At 56.5% G+C, this 16,380-nt stretch carries 10 protein-coding genes and 2 pseudogenes; 3 read left to right on the forward strand and 9 right to left on the reverse strand.

Annotated features, from left to right (window positions below):
• Positions 1 to 40 precede the first annotated feature (40 nt).
• Entirely contained in the window at positions 41 to 3,127 is a 3,087-nt protein-coding gene (locus tag AABM54_RS19095; RefSeq protein ID WP_347901544.1) for a hypothetical protein, read from the forward strand.
• Here the strand turns inward: AABM54_RS19095 and argR are convergent.
• The 7 genes and pseudogenes from argR to acs form a co-directional block, all read right to left on the reverse strand.
• Entirely contained in the window at positions 3,070 to 4,050 is a 981-nt protein-coding gene (gene argR / locus AABM54_RS19100) for a transcriptional regulator ArgR (protein WP_347901545.1), read from the reverse strand. The genes AABM54_RS19095 and argR overlap by 58 nt on opposite strands.
• Before the next feature lie 244 nt (positions 4,051 to 4,294).
• On the reverse strand, positions 4,295 to 5,059 hold the full coding sequence (locus tag AABM54_RS19105) for an ATP-binding cassette domain-containing protein (protein ID WP_347901546.1): 765 nt from the start codon (positions 5,057 to 5,059) through the stop codon (positions 4,295 to 4,297).
• Between the two features lie 27 nt (positions 5,060 to 5,086).
• Positions 5,087 to 6,199: a succinylglutamate desuccinylase/aspartoacylase family protein gene (locus tag AABM54_RS19110; protein ID WP_347901547.1), complete on the reverse strand. Its 1,113-nt coding sequence runs from the start codon at positions 6,197 to 6,199 to the stop codon at positions 5,087 to 5,089.
• Position 6,200: 1 nt separating this feature from the next.
• Entirely contained in the window at positions 6,201 to 6,899 is a 699-nt protein-coding gene (locus tag AABM54_RS19115) for an ABC transporter permease (RefSeq protein ID WP_347901548.1), read from the reverse strand.
• Positions 6,896 to 7,585: an ABC transporter permease gene (locus AABM54_RS19120; RefSeq protein WP_347901549.1), complete on the reverse strand. Its 690-nt coding sequence runs from the start codon at positions 7,583 to 7,585 to the stop codon at positions 6,896 to 6,898. The genes AABM54_RS19115 and AABM54_RS19120 overlap by 4 nt, the downstream gene beginning before the upstream one ends.
• A 91-nt stretch (positions 7,586 to 7,676) precedes the next feature.
• Positions 7,677 to 8,453: an ABC transporter substrate-binding protein gene (locus AABM54_RS19125; RefSeq protein ID WP_347901550.1), complete on the reverse strand. Its 777-nt coding sequence runs from the start codon at positions 8,451 to 8,453 to the stop codon at positions 7,677 to 7,679.
• A gap of 709 nt (positions 8,454 to 9,162) precedes the next feature.
• Positions 9,163 to 11,119, reverse strand: a pseudogene (gene acs / locus AABM54_RS19130) (acetate--CoA ligase).
• 414 nt (positions 11,120 to 11,533) lie between these two features.
• Between acs and AABM54_RS19135 the strand changes: the two are divergent.
• Together AABM54_RS19135 and AABM54_RS19140 are read left to right on the forward strand one after the other, a co-directional pair.
• Entirely contained in the window at positions 11,534 to 11,797 is a 264-nt protein-coding gene (locus AABM54_RS19135; protein ID WP_347901551.1) for a DUF2790 domain-containing protein, read from the forward strand.
• Positions 11,798 to 12,561: 764 nt separating this feature from the next.
• Positions 12,562 to 13,810 (forward strand): annotated as a pseudogene (locus tag AABM54_RS19140) (ribonucleotide-diphosphate reductase subunit beta).
• Between the two features lie 82 nt (positions 13,811 to 13,892).
• On the opposite strand, the gene AABM54_RS19145 reads toward AABM54_RS19140, so the two are convergent.
• Together AABM54_RS19145 and dgt are read right to left on the reverse strand one after the other, a co-directional pair.
• Complete coding sequence (locus AABM54_RS19145; RefSeq protein WP_347901552.1) at positions 13,893 to 14,669, reverse strand: hypothetical protein; 777 nt, start codon at positions 14,667 to 14,669, stop codon at positions 13,893 to 13,895.
• Positions 14,650 to 16,050, reverse strand: a complete 1,401-nt coding sequence (gene dgt, locus AABM54_RS19150; protein WP_347901553.1) for a dGTP triphosphohydrolase — start codon at positions 16,048 to 16,050, stop codon at positions 14,650 to 14,652. The genes AABM54_RS19145 and dgt overlap by 20 nt, the downstream gene beginning before the upstream one ends.
• Positions 16,051 to 16,380 lie beyond the last annotated feature (330 nt).

Raw genomic sequence — 16,380 nt, forward strand, 5'->3', positions numbered from 1 at the left:
GTTTTCCTTGGACCTACTCCACACACCAGGGAACCTGCACATGAACCTGTACGAATACGCTCAGCCCCTCACCTTGCCGACCGATGCCAAACCCGACGCCCTGGGTTTGTATCAACACCTGGGCAAACACTTCCTGCCACTGGAAGGCAGCCTCTACGCCGTGCGCCTGAACCGCCGCACCGGCCAGTTTCACATTGAACACCCCGGCCGCGCCGACGCCCGTCAACCTCGCCTGCGGCATAACCACCATGGCGCCTGGCACACAGAGTTCGAGCAACCGTTGAGCTGGGACCGCGAGACCGTCATGCGTCGCCTCGGCCACAGCGTCGAATCGTTTTCCAGCGCCGAGCGTGAGCAGATCCTGTGCATCAGTGGCTACCACGACGACGTGTTGCGCGAAATGCACGTCGAGAGCCTTCCCCCGCCCTCACTGCTGACCGACTGCATCAAACGCTTCAGGCTCGACCGCGACCTTCACTCAGCAATCGCCCCGAACACGCGCAAATCGCTGTTTGAATCCCGATACCGGGCACTTGAGAACACGCACGACCTCAAGGTTCAGCCGCTACTCGTCGAAGCCCAGGGATTGCCGACAGACATCGCGCAAGAACTGCTAAGCAATGCAACCGGCAGCGAATGGCTGCAACTGCACGGGGGGCGAGCGCCCCAACGCCTCAAGGAGGCCGCACTGAAAGCCATGGAGGCAGTGCGCGCCGCGCGAGCCTGCGAGGGTTTTTATCGCGCCTCGCTGGAAACCGCAGACACCCACCGACTGGCCTTGCACAGCCTTGACTCACTGCCAGGCTGGCCCGCCGACCTGCGGATCGAAGTTCGGGATTTTTCCCATGACGGCCCGCTGCGCGACAGCATCGGCCCGATTGACGCGCCAGCCCTGGGCATTCTGATACGTGCCGAGGACGCCACGTACCAGGTTTATGACGGCAATCAACCCGTACGGCACCCCGGCGACTTTTATGCAGCCCTGCTTCAGGCATTACCCGACGCGCAGTACGTGGAGCCGAACCTTGCCATCGACGAAGGACAAACCCTCAAGCAACGCATCGCACAGCACATCACCGATCAACCGACACTGCGTCGACTGTTTGCAAAACATCCCCGTCGAAAACCGTTCTACGATCCGACGACCCTGCGCCTGCCGGGCGGCCATCAGGGTTACCCGCGCAATCACGCCACGGTCCCCACCCTCGACAGCAGAGTCCGCGAGGTTTACCCCAGCCTTGCGCCGGATGAACGCCAGCGCATTGCCCTTGAGTTGCAACGTGACCCTAACGGGCCCCACGCTGCACTCTCACGTCGGGCCTGCGATCTCTCCCGACTGCGCGAAGACCTGAGCACCTGGCTGACCGAGCCCCCCATTGCCCCCCCCGAAACGCGGGCCCTGCTGAGTGATCTGGAACACCAGGCCGCGCAACACAATCGCCGGTTACTGGCCCAGGAAATCCTGCGCAGTTGGCGCCGGCAATCCGAACGGGATTTCAATACCCCCGACGACGCCGACCGATACACGCTGGATTTCACCTCACCGATACTCGGCGACTTGCCGACGCTGAATGCCGATTTCAGCCATGTGTCGCATCTGTCCCTGGAAGGGAGTCGGGCGATGCAGGGCGTCCCCGAATTTCTCCAGTCCTTCAAAGGGCTGCAACGTCTGGAGCTACGACGTTTTTGCCTGCCACGTTTCCCCGACGCCGTGACGCGGATGCCCCATCTGGACACGCTGATTCTCAGCGATTGCGGCATCCGGTTCGATGCGAGCGACGAGGCGAAATTGGCCTCCTTGAACACCCTGGTCATGCTGGATCTGTCGAGCAATCCTTTCACTGCGGTGCCGAATCTCGAATCGCTGCCCGAACTGGTTCACCTGGACCTGAGCCACACCGGTCTGACCGAAGTTCCTGTCGGTGTAATACGCCACCCCAAGCTCAACACCGCCAAACTGTCGGGCAACAAGATCAGTGAGCTCCCCAGCGAACTGTTCGACAGCCCCGTTTACCACAAACACGGCGTGCAACTTGGGCACAACCCGCTCTCCAGCTCCGCGCGGGAACTCATCAAGCACCACTATTTCAGCAGCGCCTATGACGTGGGGGTCTACGCCCCCGAGGCGGACATCGAACGCGTCACCGCGCTGTACCCCAATACAGAGCCCAGGCAGGCGAGTGATTTTGTGTACGACTTGCCCGGTACTTTGGAGGACGGTCGGTTCGAACTGGAACGACTGGAAACTGAACTCGCCCAACTCGGCGATGACCTGTCAGCCTGGGTTGCCGACCTGCCAGCCCTGCATCCGCGCAGTGGCGAACCCTTCAATGCACCACAACAACGAATCGAGCGTGAGTACCGCAGCGCACTCAAGCAACGGCTGGAGCAGTGCTGGCGGCGCGAAACCGGGCAGGACGACTTCAATGACGCGCTTGAGCCGACCTATGAGCTCATCGTCAACACCCTCATTCATGGCGACCTGCCAACCCTGAAAGGCGACTTCAGCCACGTCTCTGCGCTGGAGGTCCACAGTGCCGAGGGCGTGACGGGTATCGGAGGTTTTCTGGAGGCTTTTCCCAACCTCAGGAGCCTTACCCTGCGCGACTGCAACCTGGGCAATCTCCCCGACGCCCTGTTCACGATGAGTCAGCTGCGGGCGCTGTCACTGGCGCACTGCCGTATCAGCCTGTCATCCCGCACGTCGGCCGCACTGGCGCAAATGGAACAGCTCGATACGCTCGACCTGGGCTCAAACCCTTTGGGGCAGGCACCCGACCTCAGCCAAATGACGACACTCGTCACCGTGCGGCTCAATGACACCGGGATCAGGGAAGTCCCGCACGGCGTGTTTCACCTGGCGGAACTGGAATGGGTCGACCTCAGTGACAACGCCTTCACCGAAATCCCCGGCACGCTGCTGGAACTGCCTTTGGAGAGGGCTGAAGGCTTCAACTTCAGCGGCAATCGCTTTTCAGGGCAGAGCCTGGAAAACCTGATTGCCTACTTCGAACGCACAGGCGTGCATTTCGGCATTGAAGAACTTATCAACCCGGGTGACGGGCTCGATCAACCGCGCTCTGAAGGGACTGACGACAATTCAAACGGGCTGCTGCTGCGCCGCTGATTGCGGTCTTCACGCGGCGTGGCACCGAAGAAGTTGCGATAAGCGCTGGAGAAGTGTGGCCCCGAGGAGAAACCGCAGGACAGGCCGATCTGGATAATCGACTTGCTGGTTTGCATCAACATCTGCCGGGCCTTGTTCAGGCGCAGCTCGAGGTAATACTGGCTCGGCACACGGTTGAGGTACTGCTTGAAAATCCGCTCCAACTGCCGACGGGACACGCACACGTGCTGGGCGATTTCGTCGGTGGTCAGCGGTTCTTCGATGTTGGCTTCCATCAGCAACACGGCTTGCGTGAGCTTCGGGTGGCTGGAGCCCAAACGATTCTGCAATGGAATCCGCTGACGCTCGCCGCCCTCGCGAATGCGCTCCACCACCAACTCTTCAGACACCGCGCCGGCGAGTTCGGCGCCGTGATCGCGGGCCAGCACTGCCAGCAGCAAGTCGAGCACCGACATCCCGCCGCAAGCCGTCAGGCGATCACGATCCCAATCGAACAGGTGGCTGGTGGCAATGACTTTCGGGAAGCGCTCGGCAAAGTCGTCCTGCCAGCGCCAGTGCACCGCCGCGCGGTAACCGTCGAGCAAGCCCAACTGGGCCAGCGGATAGACACCGGCCGACAAACCGCCAATCACGCAACCAGCGCGAACCAGTTGCTTGAGCGCGCTGCTCAGGGCCGGCGCCAGCGCCGTCGGTGGCTCATCGGCCAGCAAAAACAGCTTCTGCAAGCCTTCGAGCTTGCCGGCCCAAGGCTCGCCCGGCAATTGCCAGGCCCCTTCGCCAGGCGCTTCGGCCTGCAAGAACGACAGTTCGTAGACAACGTCTGGATGCACGCGCTGAGCAACACGCAAGGCCTCCTCGGCCAGCGCCAGCGTCAAGGCTTTAGTGCTGGGCCAAATCAGGAAACCAATTCGATGGGCAGTCATGGCGGGCAATCCGAAACGAAAACAGTGATGAAGGCATGGGCCAATGCTAGCCCGTAAATGAACGCAAATCTCAAAACCAACAGAGATCAAATGTGGGAGCTGGCTGCCTGCGATAGCGGTAGGCCAGATTGCATCTCTGGTACAGACACACCGCCATCGCAGGCAAGCCAGCTCCCACAGGGGGTCGGAGCCAGCCTCTAGGCTGCGAAGCATGCACTATCCCGGTGCGCAACGGCAGTCCTGATTACTTCAGGCTGCCCGAGAGGAATTGTTGCAGGCGTTCGGATTGCGGATTGACCAGCACTTCACGCGGGTTGCCGCTCTCTTCGACGACACCCTGGTGCAGAAACACCAGTTGGTTGGACACTTCACGGGCAAAGCCCATTTCGTGCGTCACCACCACCATGGTCCGACCTTCCTGGGCCAGGGCCTGCATCACTTTGAGCACGTCGCCTACCAGCTCCGGGTCGAGTGCCGAGGTCGGTTCGTCGAACAGCATCACCTCAGGTTCCATCGCCAACGCACGGGCAATCGCCACACGTTGCTGCTCGCCGCCGGACATGTGCCCAGGGTAGGCGTCCTTACGATGGGACACGCCCACTTTGGCCAGGTAATGCTCGGCTTTCTCGCGTGCTTCAGCCTTGGACATGCCCAGTACGTGGACCGGCGCTTCCATGATGTTTTCCAGCGCGGTCATGTGCGACCACAGGTTGAAGTGCTGGAACACCATCGACAGGCGCGAACGCATGCGTTGCAGCTGTTTCGGGTCGGCCGCCTTCAGCGCGCCGTCCTTGTTCGGGATCAGCTTGAGTTCTTCGTTGTTCAGCAGAATCTTGCCCGCGTGCGGCTGCTCAAGCAGGTTGATGCAACGCAGGAAGGTACTTTTGCCGGAGCCACTGGAGCCGATGATGCTGATGACATCACCCGCCGCTGCTGCCAGGGACACGCCCTTGAGCACTTCGTGACTGCCATAGCGTTTATGCAGGTCTTGGACTTCAAGTTTGTACATGCGGTCGGTTCTCACAAAAACAGTCAGTCAGTCGTTGAGCAAGCGCCCGTGACGCAGCGCTTCGCGCCCCGCCACCTTGGCCAGCCAGAAACCGGGTTGGGCATACCGCAGCCGCTCCACGGCAAACAGTACGCCGGCCGTACCAGCACACACGGTGCTGACCCGATCAGCCAAAGGATCAATCACTTCAAAAATCGGCTCGCCGGGTTCCACCCAACTGCCCACCTCGCGCAGAAAACTCACCACGCCGGGGTGCGGTGCAAACAGCAACTCGGTGCCTTCGAACGGCACGCCTTCGCAAGGCTCTTGCGCAGGCTTGGGCCATTCGCCGCTGATCAACCCTTGCTCCGCAAGGAATGCCAGAATGCCTGCGGCGTGAGCCTCGGCCTGCGGGCGCGTGGTGTCCGCCTGACCGCCCAGTTCCAGCGTAGTCGCCAGACAGGCCAGCGGAACCTGCGCGTCCGGGAACCGGCGCGACAAGCGCAACCACGGCAGCGAGCACGCCTCATCGAAGGAGCTGCCACCGGAATCTTCCGCCAGCAGCCCGACCCGCATATCCAGGTGCGCGGCCAGCGAACGCCACTGCGGCCAGTGTTGCGGCAAGGCGTACATGTGCAGCGCCGCTTGCGTGTCGCAATGCAGGTCGAGCACCACATCCGCCGTGCATGCGTGGCTCAGCAGCACACGCTGCATGCCTTGCAACTCACTGGCGGCGGGCGGCAATGCGACCAGCGCATCGCTCATGGCCTGGCGGATCAAGCGGACATTGGCGTGAGGATCATCCCCCAGCCGCCCTTCCAGTTGCGTCGCCACCGGTTCGCTCAACTCAACGAAATCACGGTTGAAATTCTTGCCGCTGCCCGCCTCGAAACGGCCCTGGTGATTGCCTTGCAGCAATTGACCCAGGCCCAACGGGTTGGCCACCGGCACCAGCTCGATCACGCCGTTCAGGGCGCCTTGGGCTTCGAGTTCGGCCAGGCGCTGTTTCAGCTCCCAGGCCGTGCGCATCCCCGGCAGCTCATCGGCGTGCAGACTCGCCTGGATGTAGGCCTTACGTTCGCCTTGGCCGAAGCGGAACACCGAAATCCGGCGTTCACTGCCCAGGTGGCTCCACGGCAAGACGTGATCGATGCGTTCCATATCAGTGTTTCCGCGGGGCCATGTAGCCCAGCCAGCGGCGCTCGGCCAACTTGAACAGGCGCACCAGAATGAACGTCAGGCACAGGTAGAACACGCCGGCGGTGATGTACGCCTCGAACGGTAAGTAGTACTGCGCGTTCACGGTACGTGCGGCACCGGTGATGTCGATCAGGGTCACGATGGACGCCAGACTGGTGGTCTGCAACATCATGATCACTTCGTTGCTGTACTGCGGCAGCGCCCGGCGCAGGGCCGACGGCAACAGGATGCGCTTGTACATCTTGTAGCGCGACATGCCCATGGCCTTGGCCGCTTCGATCTCGCCGTTCGGCGTGGCGCGCAGGCTGCCGGCGATGATTTCAGCGGTGTAGGCGCTGGTGTTGATCGCAAACGCCAGGCACGCACAGAAGGTCGCGCTGGACAGCCACGGCCAGAGGAAGCTTTCGCGTACCGCTTCGAATTGCGCCAGGCCGTAGTAGATCAAAAACAGCTGCACCAGCATCGGCGTGCCGCGGATCACGTAGGTGAACAGCCAGGCGCTCATGTTGACGATCGGCTGCTTGGAAACGCGCATCAGCCCCAGCGGCAGGGCCGCCAGCAAACCGAAGAACAGCGACAGCGCGAGCAGTTTCAGAGTCGTCAGCAAACCGCCGAAGTACAGCGGCAGGCTGTCGAAAATGACGTTGTAGTCGAAGATCATAGATCAGCCGCCCTTACGCCTACCGAGTAGCGCTTCTCAAGGTGACGCAATGCCAGCAACGAGACACTGGTGATGACCAGGTACATCGCCGCCACTGCGAGGAAGAAGGTGAAAGGCTCGCGGGTGGCATCTGCCGCCTGCTTGGCCTTGAACATCATGTCTTGCAGACCGACAACCGAAATCAGCGCGGTCGCCTTGGTCAATACCAGCCAGTTGTTGGTGAAGCCCGGAATCGCCAGGCGAATCATCTGCGGCACCAATACCCGGAAGAACACCTGAAAACTGCTCATGCCATACGCCACGCCCGCTTCGGCCTGACCTTTGGGAATCGCCATGAACGCCCCGCGGAAGGTTTCCGAGAGGTACGCACCGAAGATGAAGCCCAGGGTGCCGATACCGGCCACCAACGGGTTCAGGTCGATGTAGTCGTCATAGCCAAGCAACGGCGCCACGCGGTTGAGCAGGTCCTGACCGCCGTAGAAAATCAGCAGGATCAGCACCAGGTCAGGAATACCGCGAATGACCGTGGAATACAGGTCGCCCAGCCAGGCCAGCCAGCGTACCGGCGACAGGCGCAACGCGACCCCGATCAGACCCAGAACAATGGCCAGGGCCATGGACGACAAGGCGAGCTGAAGCGTCAGCCATGCGCCATCGAGGATGACAGCCCCGTAGCCTTTCAACATGATTCAGGTCCTCGAAAATTGGGATGAAAAAATGGCGCAAACCTCAGAGATCCTGTTGCTTGCGCCATTTCGGACAGACAGCTGCGACGATTTACTTGCCGTAAATATCGAAGTTGAAGTACTTGTCCTGGATTTGCTTGTACTTGCCGTTTTCGCGGATGGCCGCGATGGCAGCGTTGATTTTGTCCAGCTCGGCCTTGTCGCCTTTACGCACCGCGATGCCTACGCCGTCGCCGAAGTATTTGACGTCGGTGAACGCAGGGCCAACGAACGCGAAACCTTTGCCGGCGTCGGTTTTCAGGAAGCCGTCATCCAGCAGGGTGGCGTCAGCCACGGTGCCATCGAGGCGACCGGCAGCCACGTCCAGGTAGATTTCGTTCTGCGAGCCGTACGGCTTGATTTCAGCACCCAGCGGCTTCAGGACTTCTTCAGCGAAACGGTTGTGGATCGAGCCACGCTGTACGCCGATTTTCTTGCCCTTGAGCTCACTCAGGTTGTCGCTGACCGACGTGCCAGCCTTCATCACCAGACGTGCCGGGGTGTTGTAGTACTTGTTGGTGAAGTCCACGGACTTCTTGCGATCATCGGTGATCGACATGGACGACAGGATCGCGTCGATCTTGCGCACTTTGAGTGCCGGGATCAGACCGTCGAACTCTTGCTCGACCCACACGCACTTGACCTTCATCTCTTCGCACAGGGCGTTGCCAATGTCGTAGTCGAAACCAACGATGCTGCCGTCCGGGGCCTTGGAGGCGAACGGAGGGTACGCCGCTTCGATACCAATTTTCAGAGGCTTTTCATCGGCAAATGTCGGCAGGGACAGCACGGACAGTGCCAGGGCGCCAAGAAGCACGAGTTTCTTCATCTTAGGACTCCATCGGTAAAGGGCGAAAACGGCAGAGTGAGCGACAGCCCAATATGCGAATGGGTGAAACCGGAAAGCGGCGCAGCGTCCTAGGACTCTTGCGTTGAATTCAACACTGATTTCAAAGCAGGCAACGACGAGCGAGTGATCGGCATTCTAACGACAGGCCCGAAGCCGATATTTCTTCAATGCGACAACAAATTACAGAAGCACTGAGAAACCCGCCCAAGCACATTGACAGCCCTTGAAATTCATGCAAGAGCAAAAGACGATGAACCGATCTATGCTGCAAATTGCGGGCCTATTATTCGCAAACCCTTCTAATCCGGCAAGCGCAGCGTTATCCCTTATTTTTCAGCAACCCTGAAAAGCCCTGAAAACGGGCCTTTGCGTTTCCCTACGCCCCGTCTCGGCGCAGCGCGGTTACACATTCAGTAACTTGAACGATCGTGGGTAACAGTAGGAATGCTCCTACGGAGGAAGCCGATAATTATTGGCCGGTGTTTAAGCGGTGTCTGACAGATCGCTATCGCGAGCAAGCTCGCTCCCACAAGGATTTGTGGTGTGTATGCAATCTGAACCACACCACAAAATCTGTGGGAGCGGGCTTGCCCGCGATGAGGCCCGCACAACCAACACAAATCCCAGACACAAAAAAACCCGCCGGACTCAACACCCGACGGGGCTTTCAGTGACTCTGAATTAACGCTTACGCGACATTCATGGTCTTGTGAGTATCTATCAGATGCTGCACCACACCCGGATCAGCCAAGGTGGAGATATCACCCAACCCGTCATACTCAGCCGTGGCAATCTTGCGCAGGATGCGACGCATGATTTTGCCCGAGCGGGTTTTCGGCAGGCCCGGCGCCCACTGAATGACATCCGGCGAAGCAATCGGACCGATCTCTTTGCGCACCCAGTTTTTCAGCTCCAGGCGCAGCGCTTCGTTCGGCTCTTCGCCACCGTTGAGGGTGACGTAGACATAAATGCCCTGCCCCTTGATGTCATGCGGCACACCGACCACCGCCGCTTCGGCGACTTTCGGGTGCGCAACCATCGCGCTTTCGATCTCGGCGGTGCCCATGCGGTGGCCGGATACGTTGAGCACGTCATCCACACGCCCAGTGATCCAGTAGTAACCGTCTTCATCGCGGCGAGCACCGTCACCGGTGAAGTACATGCCACGGAAGGTCTTGAAGTAGGTGTCGACGAAACGGTCGTGATCGCGATACAGCGTGCGCGCCTGACCTGGCCACGAATCGAGAATCACCAGGTTGCCCTCGGCAACGCCCTCGATGATGTTACCCAGGTTGTCCACCAAGGCCGGCACCACCCCGAAGAACGGCCGCGCCGCCGAGCCCGGCTTGAGCGCGTGAGCGCCCGGCAGTGGACTCATCAGCGTGGCGCCGGTTTCGGTCTGCCACCAGGTATCGACGATCGGGCAACGGGATTGGCCGACGTTCTTGTAGTACCAGTCCCACGCTTCCGGGTTAATCGGCTCACCCACCGAGCCCAGCAGACGCAGGCTGCTGCCATCAGCGCCTTCACAAGCTGCGGTGCCCGACGCCATCATGGCGCGGATCGCGGTCGGTGCGGTGTAGAGGATGTTGACCTTGTGCTTATCGACGATCTTAGCCACCCGCGTGATGTCCGGGTAGTTCGGCACCCCTTCGAACAGCAAAGTGGTCGCGCCATTGGCCAGCGGGGCCGTAGACGATATAGGTGTGGCCGGTGACCCAACCGACGTCGGCGGTGCACCAGTAGATTTCGCCCGGACGGTAGTCGAACACGCGCTCGTGAGTCAGCGCGGCGTACAACAGGTAACCGCCGGTGGTGTGCTGCACGCCCTTCGGCTTGCCGGTGGAGCCGGAGGTATAGAGGATGAACAACGCTTCTTCGGCGCCCATCTCTTTCGGCGCACACACGGTGCCCGCCACTTTCATCAGGTCTTCGTACCAGATGTCGCGATGCTGGTTCCACTTGATGTCGCCACCCGTGCGCTTGCACACGATGACCTTTTGAATGCTGTTGGTTTCCGGGTTGGTCAGTGCGTCGTCGACGTTGGCCTTGAGCGGGATACGCTTGCCGGCACGCAGGCCTTCGTCCGCGGTGATCACCACTTTCGATTTGCAGTCGATGATCCGGCCGGCCAGGGCTTCCGGCGAGAAACCGCCGAACACCACCGAGTGAATCGCGCCGATCCGGGTACAGGCCAGCATGGCGACCACGGCTTCGGGAATCATCGGCATATAGATAGTCACCACGTCGCCGCGATGCACATCCTGGCCGCGCAAGGCGTTGGCGAACTTGCAGACTTCTTCGTGCAGCTCGCGGTAGGTGATGTTGCGGCTCTCGGCAGGGTCGTCGCCTTCCCAAATGATCGCGAGTTGATCGCCGCGCTCGGCGAGATGGCGGTCGAGGCAGTTGTAGGAAACGTTCAGGGTGCCGTCGGCAAACCACTTGATGTCGACGTGGTGATCGTCGAAAGACGTCTGCTTCACCGTGGTGAAAGGTTTGATCCAGTCGAGGCGCTTGGCTTGTTCGCGCCAGAAGCCGTCCGGGTTGACGACCGACTGCTGATACATGGCCTTGTAGGTCGCCTCATCAGTCAGCGTGGTAGCCGCAACCTCGGGACGAACGGGATACAGAGAAGCCGCACTCATCTTTCTTACCTCGGTGAAATAGTTGTTTTTGTATGACCTCGTTGTAGCCGGGCCGGGGCTATAGAACCATTCGACGATGGTAGTAACAAGCCCCTACAAAACGCTGCGATTACCGGCGAAATGGCCCAGGGGCCTCGGTTTAAGCGGGCTGTAGCCCTTTCAAGAAAGGTGGCTTTGAAGCGCTGGAGGTCGTTTTCGAGGGATTGTTACAAGATATGCCAATAGTCTTTATCAAAAGCACGCCTATATGCGTGTCACCCCGACGCCTAAAATCAGCCTCGCCAACCAGGCAATGTGATTAACCCAGTTGCAGCCCCCACGAAGGCAGTTAATCCAAGACCCTTTAATCAAGTTCCACACGCAACCCCAAAAAGGTTGCGTGACCCCATTCGACCTCAGAAAGGTAAATTTGAAATGAAAGCTTTATTGGTTCTGGCCCTCAGCAGTCTGTGCGCAACCGCCATGGCAAACGAGGTCCCGACTGATGTCGCCAGCAAAGCAGTACCGGTAGAGGAATACACTTACTCCACTCACCTGGACATCGCCAAAGTGATCTCCATGAGCGAAGTTCCGAATGTTTGCGAAGTTGTACCGGCGCGAATGGAATACGAAGACTCGACAGGGCAACGGCACATTCTGCGTTACAGCATCATGGGTAATGGCTGCTCTAACGGCTGATACTCAACGCTGAAGCCTCTCTCATTGCCGGCCGCAAGAAATCATTCTTGCGGCAATGATGCCTACAGGGATCATTGCCCTGCATCGCTCGACGATCGCCCCAACCCACCTCTTTTTCGCCAACCTTGATGGACTCATCAGGCCAGCACTGCGTTGTGTCCACGACCATCGAAACATGATCAAAAACACAACATGTAGTGAAAAACCCGTTTTTTGGCTATTTTTTGAACAGAAAAGCCCATCGACAATGTCCACTCAAAACTGAACACAATTTTGCCCACAAAACCGCCTCGATACCGCTGCAAGTCCCGCCCCATCGGGGTTACACCGCCTTACCTGCTAACGTCGAGCGCATCAGCACTCCCCCGCCGCCAAAAACCACCCACGCCAGCACAAAAAAAATCTTCATCGGCCAAAGCCCTGCAAACCCTTGGTCCGCCGCGAAAACGTCCCCTGCGAAGGGATCGCTGAGCCATTTCGCCGCACCACAAGCATGAAAAAACACCTATAATGCGCCGGTAAATCGGGCCTGCAACATCCCCTTACAGGAGGATGAAAGCCATGCTGAAGTCTCCGCAGGAGCTGACCACGTCAACTCCGCCCTTCAGCGACTTCAGGACACCCGTAGACATTTCTGTTTTTTGCCTGCGTTTTACGCATCAAAACGATTCCTTTAGATCCAACGCGGCCACCAGGCCGTGTGAAAAACCGACTTTCAGAGTTTTCACACGGACGACTGGCCCTCACGCAGGAGACGACACGTCATGCTGAGCTGGGACGAATTCGACAAAGAAGACGGCGAAGTTGTCGCCAAAGGCGCCAATGCCGGTCACGCGACCGAAGCCAACATGGACCGCCTCGACACCGCTGGTGGTGCCGCCGCACTGGAAGCCCGTGCCGTAACCGCCACCGACTCCGCCGCGATCATTCGCGCCAAGGCTGCCCTGGACAACCTCGACATCGCCGAAGGCCTGGCTGAACTCGAAGGCGCCTCCGCCCGTGTAGCCGTTGACGAAAAGCGCATGATCAACTGCCGCGCCGACCTCAACCAACTCGTCCCGTTCAAATACGACTGGGCCCTGGCAGAAGTACCTGGACGGCTGCGCAAACCACTGGATGCCGCAAGAAGTCAACATGACCGCCGACATCGCCCTCTGGAAAGACCCGGAAGGCCTGACCGACGACGAGCGCCGCATCGTGATGCGCAACCTGGGCTTCTTCTCCACCGCCGACTCCCTGGTTGCCAACAACCTGGTACTGGCCGTGTACCGCCTGATCACCAACCCGGAATGCCGCCAGTACATCCTGCGCCAGGCATTCGAAGAGGCGATCCACACCCACGCCTACCAGTACTGCATCGAATCGTTGGCCATGGATGAAGGCGAGATCTTCAACATGTACCACGAGATCCCGTCGGTCGCTAAAAAAGCCACCTGGGGCCTGAAATACACCCGTTCGATCTCCGATCCGAAGTTCGAAACCGGCACCGTCGACACCGACAAAGAGTTGCTGCGCAACCTGATCGCCTACTACTGCGTACTGGAAGGCATCTTCTTCTACTGCGGCTTCACCCAGATTCTCTCCATGGGTCGCCGCAACAAAATGACCGGCGTCGCCGAGCAGTTCCAGTACATCCTGCGCGACGAATCCATGCACCTGAACTTCGGCATCGACGTGATCAACCAGATCAAAATCGAAAACCCACATTTGTGGGATGCTGAAATGAAGGAAGAAGCTTCGCAGATGATCCTGCAAGGCACTCAACTGGAGATTGAATACGCCCGCGACACCATGCCTCGTGGGGTGTTGGGCATGAATGCGGCGATGATGGAGGACTACCTGAAGTTCATCGCTAACCGTCGTTTGAGCCAGATTGGTCTGAAGGAAGAGTATCCGGGGACGACTAACCCGTTCCCTTGGATGAGCGAGATCATGGACTTGAAGAAAGAGAAGAATTTCTTTGAGACTCGGGTTATTGAGTATCAGACGGGTGGGGCTTTGAGCTGGGATTAACTTTTATTTTTTCCAGATAAAAAAGCCCTGCATATATGCAGGGCTTTTTTATTAGCGAAAAAATACAGTACCGATCTTCAAACTAATCAAAGCCAATATCAAATGTAGTCCCTTTTAGACAAATCGAACGCCCAAAAAGACTGGGATCGAGAGAGTAAATTTCCATCCGAAAACTCTCAAGCTCCTGCTCAGAAAAGTAAATTTTATTGAAAGCTTTTATCTGAAATCTAAAAAGATCCGCTGATGAAAACTCAGAAAAGCCATCTTTCAAATACATCAAAGCTTTGGGAAGCAATACCTCAACCTGCTTGTCAAAAATCAACTTAAGCACTCTTAACAAAGCCCCAAGCCTATTAGGATTCTCAACAAGCACGATATCTAGCTCTCTTCGCTTCAGGCTATCCACATAATAAAGATCAGAAATCAGCGCATTATCCATAAATGAAAATGCTACCGAATCCCAATTCGTTATAGTAGTAAGAAGCAAACTTCTTCTGTCCACAAACTCTACATTCCCACTAGCAAATGCCCAGGTCTCCCTCATAGGCCAAACATCTATACTCCACCCCCCAACTTTAACTCTGTACCCGCCAAAGTGATTCCGCCCTGAAAGGGCTCCTCGTTCCTGAAAGAAATAAAACAGAGTCTCAGGCGAACAATCTACAACCAAATCAATATCAGAGTTAAACTCTCCACTACCATACAGAGCAATATCTCTTAGCAGCCCTCCAAAGACCAAGACCTCCCCACTTCCGGAAAGAATCCTTATAAAGTTCTTCACCTCCAATCGTTTTGGAGAATCAAAGAACCTTATAACTCTCTTCTTCAGGGCTTCCAAATTACTTGCAATGGCTATCATACAAAGGCTTTAACTCCGAGTGCAAAGCAATCAAATAACTATCAGTCATACCAGATATAGAATCAGCTAACAATTGTGCTTCCTTATATCTAACAGGAAGCTCATTTTTATCATCCTCAAAAATCCTTCGGTAATTCTCTGATATCTTCGAATAAACATACTTCCCAAATGGCTTGTCAGACTCCTGAGTTTTATCAAGCCGCCCATACACTCCTACCCACAACATATCCATTACTTCAGTGATATATGTATTCCCTCGCAACTCCAACTCAAGCACGCTTTTATGCTTAAACCCATATTCAAGGTCAAATTTCTTTAGCGCCTTACACAGAACGGCCGAGCCAGAGACACTGATTAAACCTTTATAAAGGCTTCCACCACTTATCAGTGAGTCTACTTTGCTCGAAAACTCATCCACGACAGAGTTAACCATTGCGGTTATCGAGAAAACTCTAAACATTTGCATTGAACACTCATTTAGCTCCTGAGGGCTCAATCCTGACACCTCAAAAGAAGAACTACTGTGCTCAGATTTCGCAAAAACGTCTTTCGCTACCTCATCGTCTCCACACGCACTCTTAAGGTAACGCAACAAATCATAGTAAGATGCCAACCCCTTCTTAACGGTATCCTCTGCATCTAGAACAGAGTAGGCAATATCATCACAGGCCTCCATTACATAAGTAAGCGGATGCCTCACCCCATGAGAAAGCCCTGTCTCGCTCCAAATATCCTCTACTATTTCCTGCTCAGACTTAAAAAACCCTTGCTTTTTCCATTCTTTTTCGTCAACACCACAAACAGAAACTGGATACTTTATTAGTGCAGCGAGAGTTCCATAAGTAAGATTCAAGCCAAATTTATCATTTAATATTTGCAACTTTGTAACAAGCCTGACGGTTTGCGCGTTACCATCAAAAGCAAAAAAGTCTCCTGCCTCGTCAGCACTCATTCCATTTAAAAATATTTCCGACTTACTTTTAAACCAACTTTGAATTGCATATTCACCCTGATGCCCAAACGGAGGATTACCCAAATCATGCACTAGCCCAATAGCAGCGAGCATCGCGGGTATACCACGCTGAAGAAACGGACCACGTTCCGCACCCTCAAAAATGCTTTCCTTCTCATAAACCAATCTTAAACCGATACTTCTTGCCAAAGTTGAGACTTCATGAGAGTGGGTCAGCCTCGTACGGACACTATCATTTCGATCTAATGGAAACACTTGTGTTTTATCTGCTAAACGCCGGGTTGGAGCAGCGAATAGAATTCGATCATAATCACGCTCAAACTCAAACCTTCCACTTTCGCCCCCTCCACTCTTCTGCCCTTTAGTTTTACGGCGCCCATCATTTAAAAGACACTTCCAATTCAACATACCAACTCCTTTTAATATTTTTTTGGCCTAAAAATCTGAAATCGCCAGCAGCGACTGAGGACACAACAAAGCCTACTTTATTTTTACACGCTTGCTCATCTGTTTTTTTACCCAATCAACAACATGTCGAAACATCTAATGATTGACTTATCACCGAAAAAAATCATAGTCTCCGTGCCGGTGCCTAAGAAACACCTCACACAGCGGACTGACCGCCCCCGACAGTAGCGGCTTTTTTGTGCCTACGGTTTCCCCGTGCGCATCAAAAGATCTCTGTTATGCCGGGAGTGGGCTAATACAAGACCCGAAAGGGGAATATGTCCGGCCCTC

Origin of the sequence: Pseudomonas purpurea, from assembly GCF_039908635.1 — a bacterium.
Taxonomy (GTDB): Bacteria; Pseudomonadota; Gammaproteobacteria; order Pseudomonadales; family Pseudomonadaceae; genus Aquipseudomonas; species Aquipseudomonas purpurea.